Raw genomic sequence first — 23,209 nt, forward strand, 5'->3', positions numbered from 1 at the left:
TCATGCAAAACGAATCAAACATAAAAAACTTGTTTGCTTCTTTAAAAGGAGATAAAACCATCTGGGCAGTTGTTGCGCTTATGGCTTTATTTTCGTTTATTCCAGTATACACGGCAAGTAGTAACTTGGCTTATCTAAATGGTGGTTCTGGAAGTACTTTCGCCTACTTGGTGAAGCACTTTGTGCATATTTTTATCGGTTTTTTGTTGATGTACGCTACACATAAAATTCCGTATCGTTATTTCCGTGGACTTTCAGCATTATTGCTTCCTTTTATTGTTATTTTATTGTTGTTTACTTTATTACAGGGCAATACCATGGGCGGTGCTAACGCCAGTAGATGGATTCGCGTTCCTATAGTCAATATGTCTTTCCAAACTTCGAGTTTGGCAGCAGTTGTGTTACTGGTTTATGTTGCACGTTATTTAGCTAAAATAAAAGATGTACAAATCAATTTTAAGCAAAGTTTGCTTCCATTGTGGTTGCCTGTTTTTGCTGTAATTGGTTTAATTTTCCCTGCTAACTTTTCTACAGCAGCTCTAATTTTCAGTTTAACCATGCTGCTTTGCTTTTTAGGCGGATATCCCATTAAATACATTGGTATTGTAGTCGGAACGGCATTGGTTTTAGCGCTATTGTTTGGTTTGTCTGCAAAAGCCTTCCCGGGATTATTTCCAAACAGAGTAGATACTTGGATCAGTCGAGTAGAAAATTTTTCAAATGGAGAAGATGCAGAAGAACAATATCAGATTACAAAGGCCAAGATTGCTATAGCCAGTGGCGGGGTTACTGGAAATGGAATAGGAAAAAGTGTACAGCGTAATTTTTTACCGCAATCTTCTTCCGATTTTATTTACGCCATTATTGTTGAAGAAATGGGTTTAATTGGTGGCTTTGGTGTAATTATTTGTTACTTAATTATATTAGGAAGAATTGCCATCATGGTAACCAAAGCGCAAAGTGAGTTTGCCCAATTATTAGTCATGGCGGTTGGTTTACCTTTTGTTTTTCAGGCATTTATCAATATGGGTGTGGCCGTTCAGGTTTTTCCGGTAACAGGACAAACTTTGCCGCTGATTAGTAGCGGAGGTACTTCCATTTGGATGACTTGTATTTCCTTAGGAATATTACAAAGCGTAAAAGCAAATAGAGAGGAAGAAATCTTGAAAGAGCAAATTCAAGAAATAGATGAAGAAGCAGAAAATCCATTAGAAATCATGAGCGAAACGGTATGAAAAACCTAAAAGTACTTATATCAGGTGGCGGAACTGGAGGACATATTTTTCCAGCAATAGCCATTGCTCAAGAAATTCAACATCGGTATCCAACTGCTGAAATCTTGTTTGTAGGAGCCAAAGACCGAATGGAAATGCAAAAAGTACCACAAGCTGGATTTAAAATTGAAGGATTGTGGATTTCCGGTATTCAACGGAAACTGACCTTATCAAATCTTATGTTCCCGTTTAAATTGATGAGTAGCTTGATTAAAGCCCGAAAAATCATCAGAAATTTCAAACCTGATATTGCTATTGGAACAGGTGGTTTTGCAAGTGGTCCGTTATTAAAAGCAGCCACTCAAAAAGAAATTCCGAGTTTAATACAAGAACAAAATTCCTATGCTGGAATTACCAACAAGTGGGTTGCTCAAAAAGTAGATCGTATTTGTGTGGCTTACCCAAATATGGAACGTTATTTTCCAAAAGAAAAGATTGTTTTTACGGGAAATCCAATACGTAGAGATGTGCTTCAACTCAGTGGAAATGCTTCCGAAGCAAAAGCAAATTTTGGTTTCAATGCCAACCAAAAAGTACTGCTGATTATCGGTGGAAGTTTAGGGGCTAAACGCATCAACGAATTGATTTCAGCTAAGCTAGAATTTTTTAAAGCACAAAACATTCAAGTTTTATGGCAAACAGGTAAGTTTTACTATGAAAATTATAAGAATTTAAATAGTGAAGGCATCCGAGTAGTGGAGTTTATCCAAGAAATGAATCAAGCTTACACGGCAGCCGATTTTATTATTTCGCGCGCTGGAGCTGGATCGGTAAGCGAATTGTGCGTAGTAGGAAAACCTGTGATTTTTATTCCTTCGCCCAACGTGGCAGAAGATCATCAAACTAAAAACGCGAACTCGATAGTTGCCGAAAATGCAGCCATTAGCATTGCAGAACAAGATTTAGAAGAAGCATTTCAAAATACATTTTTGAAATTATTACAAGATGAAAGTAGACAAAAAGAACTGTCAGCCAATATTAAGAAATTAGCTAAACCAGAAGCAACAAGCGATATTGTAAACGAAGTAGAAAAAATAATTGCAGCACAAAAATGAAGCAGTTAACACACATACAACCTATACAAACATACTTTTTCGTAGGAATTGGTGGGATTGGCATGAGTGCATTGGCACGTTATTTTCACCAAAATGGAAAGTCGGTTTTAGGTTATGATCGTACAGCTTCAGCTTTAACTGCAAAGTTGGTAGAAGAAGGTATTTCCGTCTGCTTCCAAGAAGATGAAGCCATTTCAGCTTTACAAAAAATTGACTCAACTACTGCGGCAATCGTGTACACGCCGGCAATTTCAAAAGTATCTACACTATGGAATTTCTTTTCAAACGAAGATTTCTATTCCATTAAAAGAGCTGAATTATTAGGAAAATTAACCCAAGATAAATTTTGTTTAGCCGTTGCAGGAACACATGGCAAAACGACTACCACTTCAATTTTAACTCATATTTTAAAGGAAAATGGAGTAGGAGTGACCGCTTTTTTAGGTGGAATTTTAAGTGAAGAACAGACCAATTTTATTTCAACTGGGCAAGATGTGTATGTGGTTGAAGCAGATGAATTTGACCGCTCTTTTTTGCAATTGCAACCCACTGCGGCTGTAATTACTTCTGAAGATGCAGACCATTTAGAAATTTACGGAACGGCTGAAGCGCTAAAGGAAAGTTTTGTCAAATTTTCACAACAAGTAAGTGGCCAAGTTTTTACCGCCAGTGGAATTGATATTGATGGTGAAAAAATCGGTTTTGTAGAAACAGACGATATATATGCAGAAAACATTCGCGTACAAAACGGAAGCTATGTTTTCGATTTGGTTTTAAAAGGCGAAATCGCTCAAGATATTCAACTTTCTTTACCTGGAAAACACAATTTGTTTAATGCCATTTCGGCGGTGGCATTAGCTGCTTTTTACAATCCAAAAAAATGGAAAGATTTTGCGAAGTCTTTATCCAGTTTTCAAGGAGTGCAACGCAGATTCAATTACTTAATTCGTGAAGAAAACTTAAGTATTATCGATGATTATGCGCATCACCCAACCGAAATTGCAGCCGCTCATCAAGCCGCTAAAGAAATGCATCCTGATGAAAATCTGATGCTTATCTTTCAACCGCATTTATTTAGTAGAACCCAGAAATTTGCAGCCGATTTTGCCCAAAGTTTAATGCTTTTTGATGAAATTTGCATACTTGAAATTTATCCTGCTAGAGAAGAACCCATCGATGGAATTGATGCTGCTTTTTTAGCTCAGAAAATAAATACCAAACCCGTTAAAGTTATAGAAAAATCAGAAATGCTCAGCAGCATTCAAAATTCAACTTGTAAAGTTATTTTGTTGCTGGGAGCTGGAGATATTGGCGTAGAAGCCCAAAAAATAAAAGCTCATTTTAATCATGAAATGGAATTGGAATAACATCGCATTTGTTGGCATAGTAGCTAGCTTGATTTTCTTGTATGGCTTCGCTAATCAGCGAAATCAAAAAAAGGAAATAAAGTCAGTTGATATTGAATTTGCCGAAGTTTCCGAATTTTATATTCAGGATGAAGATGTTTATAAATTGTTAATACAAAGTAAAGATAGCATCAATAATTTAACCAAAGAAAGCTTAGATTTGAAGGTTTTGGAAAGTTATTTAGAAGCCAATGAAATGATTAAAAATGCACAGGTTTATTTAACTGTAGATGGTTTGCTAGGTGCTGAAATTGAGCAACGTAAACCCATTCTTCGTTTTTTAGATGGCAGTTTTCATTACTTAGATGACGAAGGTTTAATTATGCCTATGTCTACTAATTATTCTGCCAGGGTACCGATTGCTTTTGGATTTACATCTGAAGATGCTATGGAATTGTTTCAACTAGCAAATGCAATTTATAATGATGCGTTTTTACAACAACAAATTACATCCATTCATAAAAATAGCAATGGAGAAATTTATTTTGAATTAAGAGACACCGATTTTAAAGTCGATTTTGGCGATTTGCAAGATATCGACTTGAAGCTCGCTAACTTCAAAGCTTTTTTTGCGAAAGCTAAAAAAGATGGAAGGTTAACAGATTATATGAAAGTTGATTTACAGTTTGGGAAACAAGTTGTTTGCACCAGAAAGTAATATTTGAGTAACATGGAAAATGAAAAGATTGCAGTAGGCTTAGACATCGGAACCACAAAAATTGTGGCCATGATTGGGCGCAAAAACGAGTATGGAAAAGTAGAAGTCTTGGGCATTGGTAAATCCAAAAGTCTAGGTGTTCATCGTGGTGTGGTAAACAACATTACCCAAACCATACAGTCCATTCAACAAGCTATTAAAGAAGCTGAAGCAGATGCAGGAATTGAAGTTGAAAAAGTAATGGTTGGTATTGCTGGTCAGCATATTAGAAGTTTGCAACACAGCGATTACATTACGCGTCAGAACTTCGATGAAGTCATTGAAGAAAAAGACATTGTAGAACTCTGCGATCAAGTGCACAAGTTAGTCATGCTTCCTGGTGAAGAAATCATTCACGTGCTTCCGCAAGAATACAAAGTAGATGGACAAGGCGAAATTACGCAACCCATCGGAATGCATGGTGCTAGATTAGAAGCTAATTTTCATGTGGTAGTCGGTCAGATTTCTTCTATTAGAAACATTGTGCGATGTGTTACCAATTCTGGTTTAGCATTGGGCGGTGTAAATTTAGAACCTTTGGCTTCGGCTAACGCAGTTTTAAGTCAAGAAGAAAAAGAAGCAGGTGTGGCACTCATCGATATTGGCGGTGGTACAACCGACTTGGCCATTTTTAAAGATGGAATTATAAGACATACTGCTGTAATTCCTTTTGGTGGAAATGTAATTACAGAAGACATAAAAGACGGTTGCTCCATCATAGAAAAGCAAGCTGAATTGCTAAAAGTGAAATTTGGTTCGGCATGGCCAGGAGAAAATAAAGAAAATGAAATTGTATCTATTCCAGGTTTGCGTGGTCGTGAACCTAAGGAAATTTCACTTAAAAATTTGTCCAAAATAATTCATTACCGTGCGGTAGAAATTATTGAACAAGTGTTTTTAGAAATCAAAAACTACGGACACGAAGAACAACGTAAAAAATTAATTGCAGGAATTGTAATTACTGGCGGAGGTGCTCAATTGAAGCATTTAAAGCAATTGGTAGAATACATTACCGGAATGGATACGCGTATTGGTTATCCTAACGAACATTTAGCAGGAGATACAGAACGCGAAACCACTAGTCCTATTTATTCTACCGCTGTAGGATTGTTAATGAAATCCATTAGCGATCAAGATCAGGAACAAAAAGATGCAGCTGAAGAAAAAGAAGAAATTTTAGAAGAAGAACAAACAATTAATGAAGTTGAAGAGCAAAGTGCTTCAACTGAAGAAATTGAAGAAGATAATAACATATCAAATACCACTTCGCAAGAAGGAAAAGGTTCTACAGGTCCAAGACAAAGTTTCTTTGACCGATTTGTAGATAAATTAAAAGACATTTTAGATAAAGCAGAATAAATTAAAATACGTAATTATGGGTAACAAGGATCAAAACGATTTCGATAGCATTGCATTCGATTTACCAAAAAACCAATCCAATGTAATTAAAGTAATTGGCGTTGGTGGCGGTGGTTCTAACGCAATAAACCACATGTTTCGTCAAGGAATTAAAGGAGTAGATTTTGTGGTTTGTAATACAGATTCACAAGCATTAGAAAACAGTCCAGTTCCTACTAAAATTCAATTAGGTGTAAACCTAACTGAAGGTTTAGGCGCGGGCGCAAATCCTGATGTTGGCGAGCAAGCTGCATTAGAAAGTTTTGACGATTTAAAGAATCTGTTGAGTTCCAACACCAAAATGGTTTTCATTACTGCTGGTATGGGTGGCGGTACAGGAACGGGCGCAGCTCCAGTAATTGCCAAACAAGCCAAAGAAATGGATATTTTAACCGTTGGCATTGTTACCAGTCCTTTTCAATTTGAAGGAAAAACCAGAAACGAACAAGCTCAAATTGGTGTTGAAAAATTACGTAAAGAAGTAGATTCACTTATTGTTATCAACAACAATAAACTTCGTGAAGTTTACGGAAACTTAGGTTTTAAAGCTGGTTTTTCTAAAGCAGACGAAGTTTTAGCAACGGCTTCTCGTGGAATTGCAGAAGTAATTACGCACCACTACACGCAAAACATTGACTTAAAAGATGCCAAAACGGTATTGAGCGATAGCGGAACGGCCATTATGGGTTCTGCGGTGGCTTCTGGATCAAATCGATCTAAAATTGCTATCGAAAAAGCCTTGGATTCCCCATTATTAAACGATAATAAAATTACGGGTGCTCAAAACGTATTGTTGCTAATTGTTTCCGGCACAGATGAAATTACCCTAGACGAAATAGGAGAAATCAACGACCATATTCAGGAAGAAGCTGGAAATTCTGCAAACATCATCATGGGTGTTGGAGAAGATGAAAGTTTAGACGATTCAATTTCGGTAACTATTATTGCAACGGGTTTTGATACAGAACAGCAAGATGCCATTGTCAATACCGAAACCAAGAAAATTATCCATACTTTAGATGAAGAGCAAAAGGTGGTACGTAAGTTACACTCTAAACCATTAACGCCACCTTTGGATGACGAAAAACCAAAGGCACAAAGTAAAATTGTGCATACCTTAGAAGAAGATGAAGAAGAAGTGCCGAAGGCAAAAAACACAGATTTATCTCAAAATGAAGATCAATTAATTCCGACAACTGAAGCCATAAAGGCTATTTCTGTTGAAGCTGAAGAACTGAATTTTGATGAAGATGATTTCGAAATCAATGAAATTAAAAGTGAAGCTAAAGAAGTTGAATCCAATGAAGAAGAATTCCCATTTTCATTCGATTTACCTTTAAACGATTCTAGTTCAAAAGAAACTCCATCAAATCAAGATGAAAAACAATTTTTTCAATTGGGTGATGATGCTGAAAACATCAATGACATTGAAGTGCATGATGAAGAAGATTTGTCATCTTCAGTTAAAGCAAATGCTCAGCAAAAAATGCATTCTTCTGAAGCCAAAGTTCGCCGATACGAATTAAGCGATTACGAAGAAACAGAAGAATCGAAACCCAAGAAAGTAGCTGAACCAAAAGCCGAAGACGAAGAAATTAATTTTCAAACCCGTGTAGAGCCAACTTCAAAAAAAGCGGACGAAGACAATTCTAGTACTGCTGAAATAGATCCGATGAACAGCTCCATAAACGATTTGTCTTCTAGAGCGGCAGAAAGACGAGCTAAGATGAAGAAGTTCAATTACAAATTTAGAAACAACCAAAGTGTTGATGAAATTGAAAAGCAACCTGCCTACAAAAGAGCAGGAGTAGAAATTGATCACTCTCGTAGAAATCAAGATGCAAAAATTTCTAGAACATCTTTGCATAACGATGAAAATGGAGATATTAATTTCAGATCTAATAATTCTTTTTTACACGATAATGTAGATTAGTTCTGTTTTTAAAACCCATAAACTAAAAATCCCGCATTTATCAATGTGGGATTTTTAGTTTTTTAGAAAGCTAATTAAATTATTGTTCTTCAACTTTACCTTCCATTTTTTCTTTGCCTTCTTTTGCTTTTTGTTCTATGTTCTCCCTTTCTTTTTTGATACTATTGGCAGCATCTTCTGCATTTTTCTTAGCCTTATCCATTGTTATTTTAGCGTTTTCTTCTGCTTTTTTAAGCATTTCTTGGGCCTGCGTTTCTGCTTTGCTTTGCGCATCTTGTGCAGATTTTTTAGCATCGTCCATAAGTTGATTAGCATCTATATCAGTATTTGCTTTTTCTTCAACATCCTTTATGGTGCTATCTAATTGCTTTTCTGCTTGATCAAGTTCTTCAAGTTGTATATCAGACTCATTATTTAAATCTGATTGATTTTGGCTAGAACCTTCAGTTCCTTGATCCGTTTCTGTAACATCAGACCCTTCACTTTCTTGAACTTCTTCTGATTCAACTTCTTCTTGTACTTCACTTGCTGGCTTATCTGCGCGATTTTCACCACAACTTAGCAGCGTAAAAGTGAATAAAATAAGTAAGGGTTTTAAATAAAATGTATTTTTCATGTCTATGTATTATTCGGCAAAGGTACAGATTTATGAATTCTTCTAAAACGCATCTGGGTTTTTAATAATTTCTTCTGAACGTTGTATATGATTATTCAAGGTGTCTTTGTTCATTTTTTTCAATAGGTTCATCATCATTCCCATACGTTGATTGTTCTTGAATTTCTCTTGATTCTTGTACAGAAAATTCCAATACAAATTATTGAACGGACATGCTTTTTCGCCTTCTTTTTTAGAAACCGAATAATGACAAGATTTGCAGTAATTACTCATTTTGTTGATGTAACTCCCACTGGAAACATAAGGTTTGGTGGCTACAATTCCACCATCTGCAAATTGGCTCATGCCGCGGGTGTTGGTTAATTCTACCCATTCAATGGCATCGATGTACACGCCCAAATACCATTCATCTACTTGGTCTGGGTCAACCATGGTAAGCAAAGCAAAATTCCCGGTAACCATTAAACGCTGAATGTGGTGTGCGTGGGCTTCGTCTAAACTTTGGTTGATGGCGTGGCTCATGCAATTCATTTTGGTCTTGCCTGTCCAATAAAAATCAGGAAGCTTGTTGGTGTTTCCCAATGCATTTAACTGTTTGTATTCGGGCATTTCTTTCCAATAAATACCGCGCATAAACTCACGCCAACCCAAAATTTGACGCACAAATCCTTCTACTTGAGAAATATCGATTTCATCCTTATGTTCGTAGTAATAATCTAAAGTGGTATCGATAATTTCCTTTGGTGAAAGCATTTTGGTATTCATGGCAAAAGACAAACGCGAATGAAACAAGAATTTTTCATCGGTATGCATAGCATCTTCATAATCACCAAAATGAACCAGCAATTTTTTGCAGAAATAGTCCAAGACTTCCAAACATTCTTCTCGGCTAGTTGGCCATGAAAAGTTGTTTGCTTCAATTCTGCCAATGGTTTCAATGTTTTCTTTTTGTAGTAATTCGATGATTTCGGAAACATTTTTCTTGAAGTTTTTATGCGGAGGAATTTCAGGTTTACCCGTCCATTTCTTACGATTGCTTTTGTCGAAATTCCATTGTCCGCCTTCGGGTTTTTTTGCGTCTAGCATCATGATTTCATGCTTTTTACGCATATCCCGATAAAAATATTCCATGGTCATTTCCTTTTTGCCTTCAAAGAATTTAGCCACATCTTTGCGTTGGGTGTAAAAATGTTCGGTGTCTACCGACTTGGTTTCTAGTTCGATTTCTTCACAAAAATCTCGCAGTTGTTTGTCCAGTCGAAATTCATCTGGCAATTGGTATTCAAAAGCTTCAATGTTTTCTTCTTTGATGATTTGCTTTAAATTAGCCACTAAATCCTGTTGATTTTTTTCGTCATCCAAATTATAGTAGATTACTTGATGACCATCTTTTTGAAGGCTTTCTGAAAAATTCCGCATGGAAAGAAAAAAGGCAACTACTTTTTGAATGTGGTGTTTTACATAATTGGTTTCTTGCTTCATTTCTGCCATGAAGTAAACGACATTTTCGTTTTTTTCTGAAAACCAAGAATGCTTTGCGTTAAGCTGGTCGCCTAATATGAGTCGAAGTGTTTTTTTCATGTTTATAAATGATTTTTTGTAAATTAATGTCAGTTCGAGTGGTTTTAATCAATTTTCTTTAGTAAACGATAAAAAAAATAAAACTCGGATAATGCTGATTTCTAATATTATGCAAATCAAACCTCACAGGTCTTAAAGACCTGTGAGGTTTTGCAGATCAAATACTTAGAATCGGATTAGAGTTTTTTGTCATGTACTATTTAAATTTTCAATAAAAATTGGTTAAAATTGTATTGAGAGTTCTATTCCATTTTTTATAATTTATTGTTTCAAAATTTTATATGTCAGTATATAATATCTAGAATATTTAGATTTTTTGTTGAAATATTTCAAGAATTCGATGAATCTCGATACAATCCCGACGAAAATGTCGGGATCACTCGATTTGACATAAAAGCTATTTTCATTAACCATTTATTTTCATCCTAAAATAAAGATTCTTGCAACCATTTGCGTTGGTATTTTCCGTTGGAATCGTAGCGGTCTGCTTGTCCTTTGATGTTGAATTTTCGATCCCGTGGGTCGTTGCCAACACCGCTGTTGTACATCCAGTTTCCCCAGTTGGAATGCACATCGTAGTCTACCAACATGGCTTCAAAATAGGCAGCTCCGATGCGCCAATCTTGCTTCCATTCCTTTGCCCAATAGGAATTTACGTTTTGTCTGCCGCGGTTGCTCATGAACCCGGTTTCGCGAATTTCAATCATGTTGGCGTTGACGAACGGCTCGGGAGTTTGACCGTTAATCCATTGTTTGAATGCTTTTTGTGAATTTCCCCAATCGTAATTTTTGTCGAGAATTCCGCCCAATTGAAAGATTTTGCTGCCGTGTTTAAGCGAAACATATTTGAAGTAATCCCGCCAAATCAATTCGAATATCAACCAATACGTGTCTTGATTTTTCTTGATTTCCTTTTCAAATTTTTTGACTTCCCAATAGATTTGCGTTGCCGAAATGCTTCCGTTGGCCAGCCAAGCTGAAAGTTTGGAGCTGTAATCGGTACCTAACAATCCGTTGCGGGTCTTCTTGTAAAACTGAAGCTTTTTGGTTTCCCAGAAATAATGTTGAATGCGTTTCCAAGCTTGATTTTCGCCACCATGAAATGGAAAAGCAGTTCGGGAATCGATGTCAAAATCTTTAAAACCCAAGTCGATTAAACTTGGAATTTCAGTGGCTTCGCCTATCCAATTACTTTCTGGTAGCGGTTTTGGCTTAGCTATTAATTTTCGGACTTGCGATTGCTTTTCGCAGGCTTTTCGGAATTGGGTGTAGACTTCTGGAATTTGATTAAAGCTGGAATATGGAATGTCTTCGGGATGAAACAAAAATTGGTCGTATTGCACAATCCATTTGGTTTCGGGTAGTTTATTAGAAACTGCTTCTTGCACATTTACTTCTTCCTGCGTCCATTCTTTTTGACAAAAAATGTGTTCGATTTGGAAGCTTTTAGCTAAATTTTCAAAAGTGACTTCTGGCTTTTCTTGTTTAACAAGTAAATTGATGTTGAGTTCTTGTAAATTCGTTTTCAATTCATCTAAGGTTTCTAACAAGAATTTAGCTCTAAATTTTTCGGTTTTTTTGAAGCCGTATTGGGTTACTTCAAAGTGGCTGGGATCTAGGCAATAGACCGCCAAAACGGGTAAGTTTTGTTGACAAGCTTCGGCTAATGAATGTTGGTCGGTTGTGCGTAAATCGTTTCTGAACCAAACGACATTTATTTTTTGTTTTTCCTGCATTTTTCGCTACAATATTTTACATTATCCCAGTTTTTCTCCCATTTCTTTCGCCAAGTAAAAGGCAATCCACAAGTTTCACAAATTTTAGTAGGTAGATGGGGTTTTTTGTGTGCCATTATAAAATGGATTTCAATTCCTGCTCTGGTCGAGCATAACTAAATCGGTCTAGCATTTCTGTTTTTACATACCCATCCAAACCAATAATTCCTACGCTTTTTGCCTTGGTTAAATCTAAAAATCCATCTTTAGTTTGAATGGTTTCATCATAAAAAATGTGCTCTATGTTGGCTACAACTACAATGCAGCCATTTTCTTTAATATGGTATTCATTTTCAAAAGAACAAGCTAGCTGAATTTTAGATTGCTTTACAAATGGTGCTTTAAAGTTGGCTTTGTATTCGGCTTCTAATCCTACGGCATCAAATTCGCTTGTACTTGCATCATAACTCGCAGAAGTTTGGTGTGCTTCCTTGATGATTTCTTCATGGATGTGATTCACGGTAAAAACACCTGTTTCTTTGAGGTTGGAGTAGGTATGGCGTTCTACCGTTGTGGGGCGAAGCGTAAATGTAAGCTGCGGCGGATTGCTACCCAAGTGAATTACCGAATTGAACACTGCCAAATTGGTTTCTCCTTTTGCGTTGCAGCTTCCCAATAAGTTTGCCGATTTAATACCCCCGCAAGAGTTGATTAAGTTCATGCGTTCAAACCGAGGTAGATTGATGATCTGTGATTTATTTAAATGTTTCATTTATTTTTCAAAGCCATAAAATTATAGATTGTTTAATTGTTTTGTGTTAATAATTAAACAAAAAAAGCTGCTTCAAATGAAACAGCTTTAAGCTTAATTTACAGATTTAAAATCTGTATATGTATTTTATACTAATCTAAGTATTCACTCACTTTTTCACGCAGTTGATTTCCACGTAGGTCTTTGCCAATAATTACCCCATTTTCATCGATTAAATATGCTTTAGGGATGGAGCGCACGCCATATTTTACAGCAATAGGATCTTTCCAAAACATCAAATTAGAAACATGATGCCAATCTCCTAAATTATCCGCTTCAATAGCGTTGGTCCAAGATTTTTTCTGATTTTGTTTATCTAAAGAAACTTGCACAATAGACAAGCCTTTGTCTTTATAATCTTGATAAACATCAACAATATTTGGATTCTCAATTCGGCAAGGTTTACACCAAGATGCCCAAAAGTCGATTAAGGTAACTTTTCCCATAGCATCTTTCAAGTTCAATTTATTACCTTCAGGAGTTGGACCTGAAAAATCAGGAGCCACTGCACCTATATCTGTCGCGCCTACTTTAGCAATTTGTTCTTGTAAGTTTCTTCCTAATTGAAGATCTTTCACTTCATTTGAGAAATTTTCAAAATAATCTTTCGCTTCCTTATTGTTTACTTTTTTTTGATTGATTAAATCAGATAAAATCATAAGGCTTACTATAGAAGAAGGGTTTTCTTCAACAATTAGTTTGCGTTTATCTACACTTTCTTTTTCAATGTTACGTTGTATACTTCTTAGCTCTGCAACTTGAGCTTGGTCTCCGGTTCGCATTGCATTATTCATGCTTTTTTGAACGTCTTGCATTTCTTCATTCAGATTTTTTAGAATATTAAAATATTCTAGCAGTAAACTATTATGCTTTCCGGCTTCAATACTAGAATTTCTAACATTTAGATAATCAACTTTTAAATGCATTGGCATATCTTCTTTTACAAATATGAAGTTACCTGGAGCACCATCAATTCGAACTATATTCAGCTCTTGTTCGTCTTGTTCACTCAAATCAAAGCTAAAAGTTTCATTAACAACTTCTGTAGTGTCCAAATGCACTTGTTGGTTGTTTTCACCTAATTTGGATAAGAAAACTTTTGAGTTTTCGGCAATGCCTTCAGCATCAGCTGTTAGAATAACTTCTTTTTTACTAGCATTTTCACAAGCAAAAGTCAGTATGGCTAGAACTAATACAATTATTTTTTTCATATTTAATATCATTTTTCGCAAAAGTAATCAAGACTAAGCGTTATCTCAACTATTATGAAAGAATATTACTTTTTTTAGGATAGCTTTTGATAAGTTATTTATATAGGAAATTCACAAAAGCTTTAAAAGGTTTAAAATAAATTCTAAACAATTAAAACTGATTAAAATCATATTTACTTGTTTTTCAGTGGTCAATGTGACCTTTGTAACATATAAAAAATGAAGTGCTCATTATTTTAGCATCATAATTTAAAACATAGACCAAATGAAAGTTGAACAAATTTATACTGGATGTATTGCCCACGCCGCTTATTATATTGAAAGCAATGGTGAAGCTGCAATTTTTGACCCATTAAGAGAAGTACAACCTTATATAGACAAAGCTCAAAAGGATAATGCGCAAATAAAATATGTTTTTGAAACCCATTTTCATGCTGATTTTGTTTCAGGACATTTAGATTTAGCTAAAAAAACAGGTGCAGAAATTGTTTATGGTCCTACAGCAAAACCTGGATTTGATGCTTTAATTGCTGAAGATAACCAAGAATTTAAAATAGGTAAATATACTATTCAAGTACTTCATACTCCTGGGCATACCATGGAATCAACTACTTATTTATTGATTGACGAAAACCAAAAACAACATGGTATTATAACCGGAGACACCTTATTTATTGGCGATGTAGGTCGTCCAGATTTGGCACAACATGTAATTGAAGATTTAACCGAAAAAAAGTTGGCAGCTCATTTATACGATTCGCTAAGAAACAAGATTTTACCACTTCCAGATCATTTAATTGTGTATCCTAACCATGGTGCAGGTAGTGCCTGTGGAAAAATGATGAGTAAAGAAACGACCGATACCTTAGGAAATCAGAAAGCAACCAATTATGCTCTTCAAGATATGCCGAAGGAAGAATTTATAGAAAAGTTATTAGATGGTTTAACTGCACCTCCCGGTTATTTTCCTAAAAATGTTTTAATGAATATACAAGGTTACGACAGTATTGATGATGTTATTGATCGTGGACAACAACCTCTATCTCCCGAAGCCTTTGAAGCTGCTGCCAATGAAACTGGAGCGCTTTTGTTAGATACCCGAGAAGCAGAAAATTTTAAAGATGCGTTTATTCCCAACTCGATTAATATTGGATTAGATAATAATTTTGCCATGTGGGTTGGAGAGTTAATTCCAGATATTAAACAACAAATTTTGCTAATTACAGATCCTGGAAAAGAAGAAGAAAGTATTATTCGTTTAGCTCGTGTAGGTTACGATCATGCTATTGGTTATTTAAAAGGCGGAATTGATGCTTGGAAAAAAGCGAGAAAGGAAATAGACCAAGTTGAACGTATTGATGTAAACACGCTAATTGAAGAACAAGAAAAAGGCTTAAAAGTTTTTGATGTAAGAAAGAAAAATGAATACAATAGTCAGCATTTAGTAGGCGCAGAAAACACACCATTAGGGAGTTTAAATGAATACTTATCTATATTCCCAAAAGATGAAAAATTCGCATTGCATTGTGCAGGAGGTTACCGAAGTATGATTGCTGCTTCTATGCTGAAACAACGTGGTTGGGATAATTTTGTAGATGTACGTGGTGGATTTGATGATATTTCTGCCAACGAAAAAGCAAAATTAACTGAATATGTTTGCCCAACGAGTTTATTATAAACTGATTAACTCATCTTAATCAAATCCCCAGGTTGTTTGCAATTTGGGGATTGTTTTTTGTTGAAAATGCAGAGTTAAGAAAATCACTGTTTTTATTGATTCTCAAATTTAGTTAAAACTATGCATTTTAGTGCATCCGTTTTAGCTTCTAAAAACTTATTAAACGCCATGAATACACGAATAAGTATGCTTTGTACTTTAAAATCATTAGTGCATTGGTGGCAAAACAGACTTTTAGGCTGCAATCAAACCTATGGACTATAAATCGATAGAGATTGAGTAAGCAAAGAATTAGATTGTTAGTGAAGTTAAGAACTTAGCATCAAGAAAATATTTTTTACATCTCTACAAATTCCTTTCCATTCAGTAACAACAATTCTTCTACATATTTCCGGTTGTTTGCAAGTCTAGGAATTTTATGTTGGCCACCTAACTTGTCATTTTGCGCCAACCAATCATAAAACAAACCTTTTCTTGCAATGTTTAGCTTCAATTGGTTTAAAGTCATGTTGTTGGTTCTTTTAGCTTCGTAATCGCTATTGAGTTTTTGCAATTCACAGTCTAGAACTTCTGCAAACTTATTTGGGTCTTTAGGAGCTTTGTTAAATTCAATGATCCATTCGTGAGCACCTTTTTCTTTTCCATGCATAAAAATGGGTGCTGCTGTGTAGTCTGCAATCTCTACGTCTAATATTTTGCTTGTTTTTCTCAATGCATTTTCAGCATTTTCAATAATAAGTTCTTCGCCAAAGGCATTGATAAAGTGTTTGGTTCTTCCAGAAACTTTAATGCGGTAAGGTAAGATAGAAGTAAATCTAACGGTATCGCCAATTTTGTAGCGCCATAAACCAGCATTAGTGGTAATTATCATAGCGTAGTTTTTTCCAACTTCAACTTGGCTTAAAGGAATTACTTTTTCTTGTTCATTCCCATAGGTATCCATTGGGATAAATTCATAAAAAATTCCGTAATCTAAAAACAGCAGCAATTCTTCACTATTATTTTGGTCTTTAGCTGCAAAAAAACCTTCTGATGCGTTGTAAATCTCGTAATAACGAAATGTTTTATCTGGAATTATTTGTTGGTATTGTTCTGTATACGGAGCAAAGCTTACTCCGCCATGAAAATAGACTTCTAAGTTTGGCCAAACTTCTTTGATATCTTTTGCACCTGTTTTTTCTAAAACACGATTCAATAAAACCAACATCCAAGAAGGAACTCCAGCAAGACTGGTTACATTTTCATGTATAGTTTCATTAATAATTGCGTTCATTTTAGTTTCCCATTCGCCCATTAATGAGATGTCATTATTAGGTGTGCTGCTGTAACTTGCCCAAAACGGCATATTATCAATAAGTAAGGCCGATAAATCTCCGTAACTCGTTCCTTTGTCTTTAAAAATTTGTTTACTTCCTCCCAACCGAAGACTTTTTCCAGTAAATAAGGAAGCATCCGGATTATTGTTTAAATAAAAGCATAATAAATCCTTACTGGCTGCAAAATGGCAATCTTCTAAAGATTCTTCACTTACAGGAATAAATTTGCTTTTGCTGTTGGTAGTTCCACTAGATTTAGCAAAAAGTTTGATGGGCGTGGGCCAAAATATATTGTTCTCCCCATTTCGAGCTCGCTCAATATCTGTTTCAAATTCTTCGTAGGTTTGAACGGGAACGCGTTCAGCAAAATCTTTGTAGGATTTAATGCTTTTAAAATCATATTGCTGTCCAACATCTGTCTTTTTAGCAAATCTGATCAAGTTCATTAATAATTCATGCTGAACTTCGTTCGGATATTTCATAAACAATTCCATATGATGAATCCGTTTTTTCAAGAACCAAGACGCAATGGAATTTACAATAGGAATGGGCATGAATTCAGAATATTTTACGAAATTTACATTTGTAAAAAAACGATTTTTATTTCAATTATCAAAGAAAGCTTACATGCTGTATCAAGGAGTTTTAAAAAAAATGTTGACAGAAAATGCGCAACCAATTCAATATTACCTCAATTTAGACCAAGACTTTATTCATTTGAATCAAAAATTGAATTCTGAAATTTCAATAAAATTCTTAAAGTACCAATGTTTAAATTGTGCTAAAAACAAAAAGATTTACCGACAAGGATTTTGTTATAATTGTTTTATTGAAACACCCAGAGCAGGAGAATGGATTATGCATCCTGAAAAAAGCAAAGCACATTTAGACGAAGAAGATCGAGATTTAGTTTTTGAAAAAGAAATGCAATTGCAACCGCATATAGTGTATTTAGCCAATTCGAGTAATGTAAAAGTAGGCGTTACCCGAAAAAAACAATTACCTACTCGTTGGATTGACCAAGGTGCGCACGAAGCTTTAGTTTTGTTAGAAACGCCGAATCGGTATTTGGCTGGTTTAGCCGAAGTCGCTTTAAAACCTTATATAGCCGATAAAACTAATTGGCGAAAAATGTTGAAAAATGATATTGATGATGAGAATTTAGAAGAGATAAGAGCAGACTTACTTCAATATCTTCCATCAGAAGTGAAAGACTTTTATCAGGCTGATGCAAAGGAAACGCATTTGCAATTTCCAGTTGAAAAATACCCAACCAAACCCACTTCATTAAATCTTGAAAAAAATCCGGTTTACAAAGGAAAATTAGTAGGTATAAAAGGTCAGTACTTAATTTTTGAAGACAATCGTGTTTTTAATGTGCGCAACAACGAAGGCTTTTATGTAGAGATTAATGCATAAAAAAACCGCTTCAATTTAAATTGAAGCGGTAGTTATTAAAAATATTTTTTTCATTTATTTAGATACAATAAAGAAGGTTGCAACTGCGGATTTGTTTTTACCAAATTTTCTACAAAAATACGTAATTCTTGCACTTCATAAGGTAACAAACGTTTTACCGCTTTTTGTACTTCTTTAGAAAAAAGTTGAACATCAAAACTAACTCTTTGTAAAACTTCTTTAGTGTATTCAAACATAGCTCGTGCCATAATTTAAATAATTTAGATTAAGTAGTTTTTAGCATAGAATCATTTTAGCTTTTCGAAAGTAGTACTTATACGTATATTAGATAGTTAAAGAAACGTTACAAAAACTGTTAAACTATTAATTCCATAAAATTGAAAAATTAAATATTTTAACAAAAGTCTAGTTTTTAAGCTTTAATGTCCATTTAAAATGAAATACCGCAACGCATTCATTTTGCTCATTAACGCCTATCGATTTCATCCAAATGGTTGAACCTTCATCTTGAGTTAAGCAACGCTTCATGGCTTCATCTAAGGCTTTTCCATCTTGGCAAGAAAAGTGAATTCTTCCTTTTGCTTTTTTCAAGAATTCAGCTTTGTTTTCAGCGACTAACATCGAAATTTTTCTTTTCTCTTTTTGTATGCTTTGCATGACCAAAGCGCCAGTGGTCAATTCAGCAGCCATAGCTTGCACTGCAAAATACATGCTATTGAAAGGGTTTTGATTAATCCATTTCAACTTGACACAAGCGATGCTTTTTGCTGAAGAAATTTCGGTTAGTCGAACACCACAAAACCATGCGGAAGGCAGCTTCAAAAGCAAGAATGTGTTTATCTTCTTAGGCGTTAATTTCATATTTACAAGTTACATATTTTGGGGACATATTCAGCTATCAAACAATAATTTTATTTGAATTATCAAATTCAACTTAAAAGTTAATATAAAGTTAAAATATATTACTATGTATTGCAAAGTAGTGTTTATTAAACATATCTTTGCATAGTATATTTTTAAATACAGTTTTTGAAGCTGTATTTTTATAAAACAGAATTATGAAGCTTGAAAATACACAGGCACAAATGCGAAAAGGAGTTCTAGAATATTGTATTCTATCTATTCTGAAACGAGACGACGCATATGTAGCCGAAATTTTAGAAAGCCTAAAGGCTGCTAAATTAATTGTGGTAGAAGGCACGATTTATCCTTTGCTTACACGGCTTAAAAATGCCGACTTGCTTGAATACAGATGGGAAGAAAGCACAGGTGGACCACCTCGAAAATATTACGCACTAACCCAAGAAGGCGAAACTTTTTTAGAAGCCTTATCGCAAACCTGGAACGACTTACAATTTGCCGTAAAAAACATTACCGAATACAAAACACCAAACCATGAATAAAACAATCAACGTTAGTTTAGGAAAACAGTTTTTTCATATTGATGAAGAAGCCTTTATCGTCCTGAAAAATTATTTAGATGCCATTAAACGGTATTTGATTAATGAAGAAGGAAGAGACGAAATTTTAGCCGATGTAGAAGCTAGAATTGCAGAACTCTTTAGCGAAAAGCTACAAAGTGAACGAGAAGTGGTGCAAGTTCACGAAGTAGAAAGAGTTATCAAAATTATGGGTCAACCTAGCGATTATAAAGTAGAACAAGAAGATGATACTTATACAAACACTCAAAGTGAAACCTATAGCAATCGTCAAAATACACAGCAGTCTACAGGCAAAAAGTTTTACCGCGATGAAGAGAAAAACTTACTCGGTGGAGTTTGTGCTGGATTAGCACACAATTTTGGAATCGACATTCTGTGGATGCGAATCTTATGGATGGTTTTATTTTTCTTGTCTTATGGAACCTTCACCATATTATATGTAGTTTTATGGATTGTTGTGCCGGCAGCAAGAACCACGGCACAGAAATTAGCTATGATGGGCGAACCCATCAACATTTCTAATATCGAAAAAAAAGTAAAGGAAAATGCTGAAAAGGCAACCAACTATGCCAAGAATTTCGATTATGAAAAAGCTGCTCAAAATGGAAAATCTACGGTTACTCGTTTTGTAGAACAACTCACAGAAATTTTGAGTAAAGTGGCTAATGTGTTAGTGAAAATTATAGGTTTCATTTTAGTGTTTATTGCTGGCTTAAGTTTGGTGGGAATGTTTATTTCTTTTATCAGTTTTGGAAGCATTAGCTTTTTAAATATTGCAGATTTTAATTTATCTAACGAAGGTCCTTTTGTTTTTGAAGCACCAGTCTGGTTGCAAATGCTAACATTCTTTTGCATAGCTGCTACTCCTGTTTATTTTCTTTTTTTGGCTGGCTTAAAAATCATCAATCATAAATTGAAACTTTTTAAACTTAGAACCGTAGTAATTCTTTTAGCTCTTTGGTTTCTTGCCATTGCTTATGTTTCTTTCCTTGGAATTAAAAAAGGAATTTCTTCCAATAGCATAGGAGAAATTGTTGAAATACAAGAATTGCCAATGCAAACATCAGACACTTTATCCATTAAAATGATACCTAATTTAACCTTTGCGGAAAGCATTTATCGTTCTTCTAGCAATCAAATAAAGTATGATTCTTCAACCGAAGAAGATATTTTAGTAGGAACTTCAATTTATTTTGCAGTTCAACCCACTACCGATTCAATTCCTAAAATAAGAGTAAGTAAAAAATCTACGGGATCAAATAACAAAGAAGGAAGATTGAATGCCAGTCAGATTGATTATCAATTTAAATTGAATAAAAATGAGCTGTTGCTCGATTCGTATTTTACCAGTGATATTTCCTTAAAAGATGAAGATTTAAAGTTGAATATTATTTTATATTTACCTGAAAATATGCATTTTAAAACAGATAAATATGTGTCTACTTTCGAAGATTATAAATATCATAAATTCGTCAATTTGAATGTAAATTCAAATGATGTTTATCAAATCCAAAACACCGAACTAATTTGTACAACCTGCACTAAAAATGAACCTAAAACCGAAAACCATGAGTAGTATTTTAAAACTTGTATTTGCCCTTTGTGTTTCCATTAGCATGACCAAATGTGGTTATGTAACTAACTCTGTTGATGGAAAAGGAGAAGTTATTCAACAGGAATATGAACTTTCTACATTCACTTCCATCAAATTGAAAAATGGCTGGGAAGTAGAGCTGATTCCTTCTGAAGATAACAAAATGTTGATTTCTGCCAATGAAAACCTTTTTGAGGAATTGCAGTATGAAGTAGATGAAGAAACCTTAATAATTGAAGCTGATAGCAATATTGGGAATGCAGATAAAAAATTAATTCAGTTATTTTACAATCAAGCTTTAGTAAAAATTTCAGCTTCAAGCGGAGTGTATTTGCACACTGCATCACCTATTGAAACCAACAAATTGAACGGTGAATTTTCCAGTGGATGCAAAGCGGAATTAATATTAAATACAGAAGCATTATCTGTTTCTGCTTCGAGTGGCGCTAATGTGATTTTAAGTGGAAATAGTAAAAGCATTTCCTATTCCGCATCCAGTGGTGCAGGAATCACAGCAGTAGATTTAGTTGGAAATGGTGTAAGTGCTTCGGCAAGTTCAGGTTCTTCTATTAAATTAACTGTAAATGGAAACTTGAACGCAAGTAGTTCAAGCGGAGCGGTGATCAAATACCAAGGCGATGTACAATCCCTTAAAAAGTCATCTAGTTCTGGTGGAAGTGTAAAAGAAATCTAATGTTTATCACTTGACTATCCTTCTTTTTTTAAGGAAGGATGGTCAATTTGTAATCCATAGACCTTTTGAAATTTAGCCAGCACGCGTTTAAATTCTTTTTTCCTGACGCCTAAGGTAAAGTCGCAGTCCATCTCTAAGTTTTGATGAATCAAGTGTAAATTATCTTCTTCAATATAACGCATTACCACATTCATCATATCATAGTTGCAATGCACTTTAAATTCTTCATCTATAGTATGTTTGGTGATTTTGGCTTGTTGCAAAGTTTGTTGTGCAGTTGTTTTGTAAGTACTGATCAATCCGCCAACGCCTAATTTAGTTCCACCAAAATAGCGCACTACCACCACCAAACAGTTGGTCAGATTAAAAGCTTGCAATTGACCGTAAATCGGCATTCCAGCAGAGTTAGAAGGTTCGCCATCGTCATTGGCTCTAAAACGTGAATAGTCTTTTTCTAGTTGCCAAGCATAACAGAAATGGCGAGCTTTATGGTGTTTTTGTTTCACTTCTTCCATGGCCAATTCAATTTCATCTTCAGAACGTACAGGAAAAGCATAACCGATAAACTTGCTGCCTTTTTCCTTGTAAATTACATCTGAAACTGGAGAAGCAATGGTATAGTAAACATCTTTCATAAGCGGATTTATAAAATTCGAAGTTACTTATTTTTGATTTCAATTCATATGTTGAGCTAGAATTGGTTTTAGAAATGTCAAAACTGTTATACTATAATGCAAGTCAAAAGCTTTTACAAATTTCTGATTTAGTAATTTATTTTAAAGGACTCTGTGAACTTCGTGCCTTTGTGCTTATATATTATGCACCAAAGTAAGCAAGGAACAATTCAAAACCAGATTTGCTGTAGACTAGAACACTAATTTTTTAATTCATTTTACTTGCTTTTAAAAAGATAATGAAGCGCAGAAAAAAATAATTTTACTCGATTAATTTGATTTTGAACATCTTAATTTCAGGGTATGAAAAAAAAGTAAAAAACTTCAAATAAATATTTGCTGAAACAGAAATTGCGCTTATATTTGCACTCGCATTTGCAAAATGATATTTAAATCATTTAAGTAAATAAATTGAAATTTTGGTCTGGTAGTTCAGTTGGTTAGAATACCTGCCTGTCACGCAGGGGGTCGCGAGTTCGAGTCTCGTCCAGACCGCAGTAAAATGTTGTGTTGTGAGTATGTAAATACTCAGGTTTAAAGTTGTAAACCAAGAGAAGCTTTTCCTACGATGGAAGGGCTTTTTTATTTTATGACATTTTGTAAATTCATTTTGAATATTTTAAAGTTGTGTCGCGAGTTCTCCCGAAGCATCGGGATCGTCCAGACCGCAATAAAATGTTGTGTTGTGAGTATGC

The 23,209-nt window shown here is 34.8% G+C and carries 21 protein-coding genes and 1 tRNA gene; 12 read left to right on the plus strand and 10 right to left on the minus strand.

Annotated elements, in window-relative coordinates; translation table 11 throughout:
• Window positions 1–2 precede the first annotated feature (2 nt).
• From IEV72_RS10020 to ftsZ, 6 genes are read left to right on the plus strand one after another with little or no spacing between them, the layout of a single operon-like run.
• Complete coding sequence (locus IEV72_RS10020; RefSeq protein ID WP_229731877.1) at window positions 3–1,235, plus strand: FtsW/RodA/SpoVE family cell cycle protein; 1,233 nt, start codon at window positions 3–5, stop codon at window positions 1,233–1,235.
• Complete coding sequence (gene murG, locus IEV72_RS10025; RefSeq protein WP_188458967.1) at window positions 1,232–2,329, plus strand: undecaprenyldiphospho-muramoylpentapeptide beta-N-acetylglucosaminyltransferase; 1,098 nt, start codon at window positions 1,232–1,234, stop codon at window positions 2,327–2,329. Before IEV72_RS10020 ends, murG begins: the two co-directional genes overlap by 4 nt.
• On the plus strand, window positions 2,326–3,696 hold the full coding sequence (murC, locus tag IEV72_RS10030; RefSeq protein WP_188458968.1) for a UDP-N-acetylmuramate--L-alanine ligase: 1,371 nt from the start codon (window positions 2,326–2,328) through the stop codon (window positions 3,694–3,696). The genes murG and murC overlap by 4 nt, the downstream gene beginning before the upstream one ends.
• On the plus strand, window positions 3,677–4,393 hold the full coding sequence (locus tag IEV72_RS10035; protein ID WP_188458969.1) for a cell division protein FtsQ/DivIB: 717 nt from the start codon (window positions 3,677–3,679) through the stop codon (window positions 4,391–4,393). The genes murC and IEV72_RS10035 overlap by 20 nt, the downstream gene beginning before the upstream one ends.
• A gap of 12 nt (window positions 4,394–4,405) precedes the next feature.
• A complete protein-coding gene (gene ftsA / locus IEV72_RS10040) occupies window positions 4,406–5,791 on the plus strand; it encodes a cell division protein FtsA (RefSeq protein ID WP_188458970.1) in 1,386 nt (461 codons plus the stop codon).
• 16 nt (window positions 5,792–5,807) lie between these two features.
• Window positions 5,808–7,763, plus strand: coding sequence for a cell division protein FtsZ (gene ftsZ / locus IEV72_RS10045; protein ID WP_188458971.1), 1,956 nt, complete (start codon window positions 5,808–5,810; stop codon window positions 7,761–7,763).
• 79 nt (window positions 7,764–7,842) lie between these two features.
• Here ftsZ and IEV72_RS10050 read toward each other — a convergent pair whose 3' ends face one another.
• From IEV72_RS10050 to IEV72_RS10075, 6 genes are all read right to left on the minus strand, one after another.
• Window positions 7,843–8,379: a hypothetical protein gene (locus tag IEV72_RS10050; RefSeq protein WP_188458972.1), complete on the minus strand. Its 537-nt coding sequence runs from the start codon at window positions 8,377–8,379 to the stop codon at window positions 7,843–7,845.
• Window positions 8,380–8,421: 42 nt separating this feature from the next.
• The gene (locus tag IEV72_RS10055) at window positions 8,422–9,960 is read right to left on the minus strand and encodes a cryptochrome/photolyase family protein (RefSeq protein WP_188458973.1); all 1,539 of its coding nucleotides are present in this window, start codon (window positions 9,958–9,960) and stop codon (window positions 8,422–8,424) included.
• Between the two features lie 425 nt (window positions 9,961–10,385).
• Entirely contained in the window at window positions 10,386–11,696 is a 1,311-nt protein-coding gene (locus IEV72_RS10060) for a DASH family cryptochrome (RefSeq protein WP_188458974.1), read from the minus strand.
• Window positions 11,675–11,812, minus strand: a complete 138-nt coding sequence (locus IEV72_RS10065) for a DUF2256 domain-containing protein (RefSeq protein WP_188458975.1) — start codon at window positions 11,810–11,812, stop codon at window positions 11,675–11,677. The genes IEV72_RS10060 and IEV72_RS10065 overlap by 22 nt, the downstream gene beginning before the upstream one ends.
• Entirely contained in the window at window positions 11,812–12,447 is a 636-nt protein-coding gene (locus tag IEV72_RS10070; RefSeq protein WP_188458976.1) for a flavin reductase family protein, read from the minus strand. Before IEV72_RS10070 ends, IEV72_RS10065 begins: the two co-directional genes overlap by 1 nt.
• A gap of 131 nt (window positions 12,448–12,578) precedes the next feature.
• Window positions 12,579–13,697: a TlpA disulfide reductase family protein gene (locus IEV72_RS10075; protein WP_188458977.1), complete on the minus strand. Its 1,119-nt coding sequence runs from the start codon at window positions 13,695–13,697 to the stop codon at window positions 12,579–12,581.
• Window positions 13,698–13,962: 265 nt separating this feature from the next.
• Here IEV72_RS10075 and IEV72_RS10080 point away from each other — a divergent pair, with 265 nt between their 5' ends.
• Window positions 13,963–15,375, plus strand: coding sequence for an MBL fold metallo-hydrolase (locus IEV72_RS10080; RefSeq protein WP_188458978.1), 1,413 nt, complete (start codon window positions 13,963–13,965; stop codon window positions 15,373–15,375).
• A 337-nt stretch (window positions 15,376–15,712) separates the two neighbouring features.
• On the opposite strand, the gene IEV72_RS10085 is transcribed toward IEV72_RS10080, so the two are convergent.
• Window positions 15,713–17,245: a GH3 auxin-responsive promoter family protein gene (locus tag IEV72_RS10085; RefSeq protein WP_188458979.1), complete on the minus strand. Its 1,533-nt coding sequence runs from the start codon at window positions 17,243–17,245 to the stop codon at window positions 15,713–15,715.
• A 73-nt stretch (window positions 17,246–17,318) separates the two neighbouring features.
• Between IEV72_RS10085 and IEV72_RS10090 the strand changes: the two genes are divergently transcribed.
• Window positions 17,319–18,110, plus strand: a complete 792-nt coding sequence (locus tag IEV72_RS10090; RefSeq protein WP_188459009.1) for a DUF2797 domain-containing protein — start codon at window positions 17,319–17,321, stop codon at window positions 18,108–18,110.
• A 50-nt stretch (window positions 18,111–18,160) separates the two neighbouring features.
• On the opposite strand, the gene IEV72_RS10095 is transcribed toward IEV72_RS10090, so the two are convergent.
• Window positions 18,161–18,358, minus strand: coding sequence for a hypothetical protein (locus IEV72_RS10095; RefSeq protein WP_188458980.1), 198 nt, complete (start codon window positions 18,356–18,358; stop codon window positions 18,161–18,163).
• Window positions 18,359–18,515: 157 nt separating this feature from the next.
• Window positions 18,516–18,971 (minus strand): DUF4442 domain-containing protein, encoded by a 456-nt coding sequence (locus IEV72_RS10100; RefSeq protein WP_188458981.1) that lies wholly within the window; start codon window positions 18,969–18,971, stop codon window positions 18,516–18,518.
• A gap of 197 nt (window positions 18,972–19,168) precedes the next feature.
• On the opposite strand from IEV72_RS10100, the gene IEV72_RS10105 reads away from it, so the two are divergent.
• Genes IEV72_RS10105 through IEV72_RS10115 form a run of 3 tightly spaced genes read left to right on the plus strand, consistent with a single transcriptional unit; the run spans window position 19,169 to window position 21,840 of the window.
• Window positions 19,169–19,513 (plus strand): PadR family transcriptional regulator, encoded by a 345-nt coding sequence (locus IEV72_RS10105; protein WP_188458982.1) that lies wholly within the window; start codon window positions 19,169–19,171, stop codon window positions 19,511–19,513.
• Window positions 19,506–21,128, plus strand: coding sequence for a PspC domain-containing protein (locus IEV72_RS10110; protein ID WP_188458983.1), 1,623 nt, complete (start codon window positions 19,506–19,508; stop codon window positions 21,126–21,128). The genes IEV72_RS10105 and IEV72_RS10110 overlap by 8 nt, the downstream gene beginning before the upstream one ends.
• Window positions 21,121–21,840 carry a GIN domain-containing protein gene (locus IEV72_RS10115; protein ID WP_188458984.1) on the plus strand — a complete coding sequence of 240 codons (720 nt, stop codon included), beginning with the start codon at window positions 21,121–21,123 and terminating at the stop codon, window positions 21,838–21,840. Before IEV72_RS10110 ends, IEV72_RS10115 begins: the two co-directional genes overlap by 8 nt.
• Window positions 21,841–21,854: 14 nt before the next feature.
• Here IEV72_RS10115 and IEV72_RS10120 read toward each other — a convergent pair whose 3' ends face one another.
• Window positions 21,855–22,475, minus strand: coding sequence for an IMPACT family protein (locus tag IEV72_RS10120; RefSeq protein ID WP_188458985.1), 621 nt, complete (start codon window positions 22,473–22,475; stop codon window positions 21,855–21,857).
• Between the two features lie 460 nt (window positions 22,476–22,935).
• On the opposite strand from IEV72_RS10120, the gene IEV72_RS10125 reads away from it, so the two are divergent.
• Window positions 22,936–23,009, plus strand: a tRNA-Asp gene (locus tag IEV72_RS10125).
• The last annotated feature ends 200 nt before the right edge of the window (window positions 23,010–23,209 follow it).

This window comes from Psychroflexus planctonicus (assembly GCF_014640195.1).
GTDB classification, from domain to species: Bacteria; Bacteroidota; Bacteroidia; order Flavobacteriales; family Flavobacteriaceae; genus Psychroflexus; species Psychroflexus planctonicus.

What these genes read in the sequence shown, in the direction of transcription:
- IEV72_RS10020 (WP_229731877.1), top strand. Translation starts at nt 3, where the DNA reads ATGCAAAACGAATCAAACATAAAAAACTTGTTTGCTTCTTTAAAAGGA.
- murG (WP_188458967.1), top strand. Translation starts at nt 1,232, where the DNA reads ATGAAAAACCTAAAAGTACTTATATCAGGTGGCGGAACTGGAGGACAT.
- murC (WP_188458968.1), top strand. Translation starts at nt 2,326, where the DNA reads ATGAAGCAGTTAACACACATACAACCTATACAAACATACTTTTTCGTA.
- IEV72_RS10035 (WP_188458969.1), top strand. Translation starts at nt 3,677, where the DNA reads ATGAAATGGAATTGGAATAACATCGCATTTGTTGGCATAGTAGCTAGC.
- ftsA (WP_188458970.1), top strand. Translation starts at nt 4,406, where the DNA reads ATGGAAAATGAAAAGATTGCAGTAGGCTTAGACATCGGAACCACAAAA.
- ftsZ (WP_188458971.1), top strand. Translation starts at nt 5,808, where the DNA reads ATGGGTAACAAGGATCAAAACGATTTCGATAGCATTGCATTCGATTTA.
- IEV72_RS10050 (WP_188458972.1), bottom strand. Translation starts at nt 8,379, where the DNA reads ATGAAAAATACATTTTATTTAAAACCCTTACTTATTTTATTCACTTTT.
- IEV72_RS10055 (WP_188458973.1), bottom strand. Translation starts at nt 9,960, where the DNA reads ATGAAAAAAACACTTCGACTCATATTAGGCGACCAGCTTAACGCAAAG.
- IEV72_RS10060 (WP_188458974.1), bottom strand. Translation starts at nt 11,696, where the DNA reads ATGCAGGAAAAACAAAAAATAAATGTCGTTTGGTTCAGAAACGATTTA.
- IEV72_RS10065 (WP_188458975.1), bottom strand. Translation starts at nt 11,812, where the DNA reads ATGGCACACAAAAAACCCCATCTACCTACTAAAATTTGTGAAACTTGT.
- IEV72_RS10070 (WP_188458976.1), bottom strand. Translation starts at nt 12,447, where the DNA reads ATGAAACATTTAAATAAATCACAGATCATCAATCTACCTCGGTTTGAA.
- IEV72_RS10075 (WP_188458977.1), bottom strand. Translation starts at nt 13,697, where the DNA reads ATGAAAAAAATAATTGTATTAGTTCTAGCCATACTGACTTTTGCTTGT.
- IEV72_RS10080 (WP_188458978.1), top strand. Translation starts at nt 13,963, where the DNA reads ATGAAAGTTGAACAAATTTATACTGGATGTATTGCCCACGCCGCTTAT.
- IEV72_RS10085 (WP_188458979.1), bottom strand. Translation starts at nt 17,245, where the DNA reads ATGCCCATTCCTATTGTAAATTCCATTGCGTCTTGGTTCTTGAAAAAA.
- IEV72_RS10090 (WP_188459009.1), top strand. Translation starts at nt 17,319, where the DNA reads ATGCTGTATCAAGGAGTTTTAAAAAAAATGTTGACAGAAAATGCGCAA.
- IEV72_RS10095 (WP_188458980.1), bottom strand. Translation starts at nt 18,358, where the DNA reads ATGGCACGAGCTATGTTTGAATACACTAAAGAAGTTTTACAAAGAGTT.
- IEV72_RS10100 (WP_188458981.1), bottom strand. Translation starts at nt 18,971, where the DNA reads ATGAAATTAACGCCTAAGAAGATAAACACATTCTTGCTTTTGAAGCTG.
- IEV72_RS10105 (WP_188458982.1), top strand. Translation starts at nt 19,169, where the DNA reads ATGAAGCTTGAAAATACACAGGCACAAATGCGAAAAGGAGTTCTAGAA.
- IEV72_RS10110 (WP_188458983.1), top strand. Translation starts at nt 19,506, where the DNA reads ATGAATAAAACAATCAACGTTAGTTTAGGAAAACAGTTTTTTCATATT.
- IEV72_RS10115 (WP_188458984.1), top strand. Translation starts at nt 21,121, where the DNA reads ATGAGTAGTATTTTAAAACTTGTATTTGCCCTTTGTGTTTCCATTAGC.
- IEV72_RS10120 (WP_188458985.1), bottom strand. Translation starts at nt 22,475, where the DNA reads ATGAAAGATGTTTACTATACCATTGCTTCTCCAGTTTCAGATGTAATT.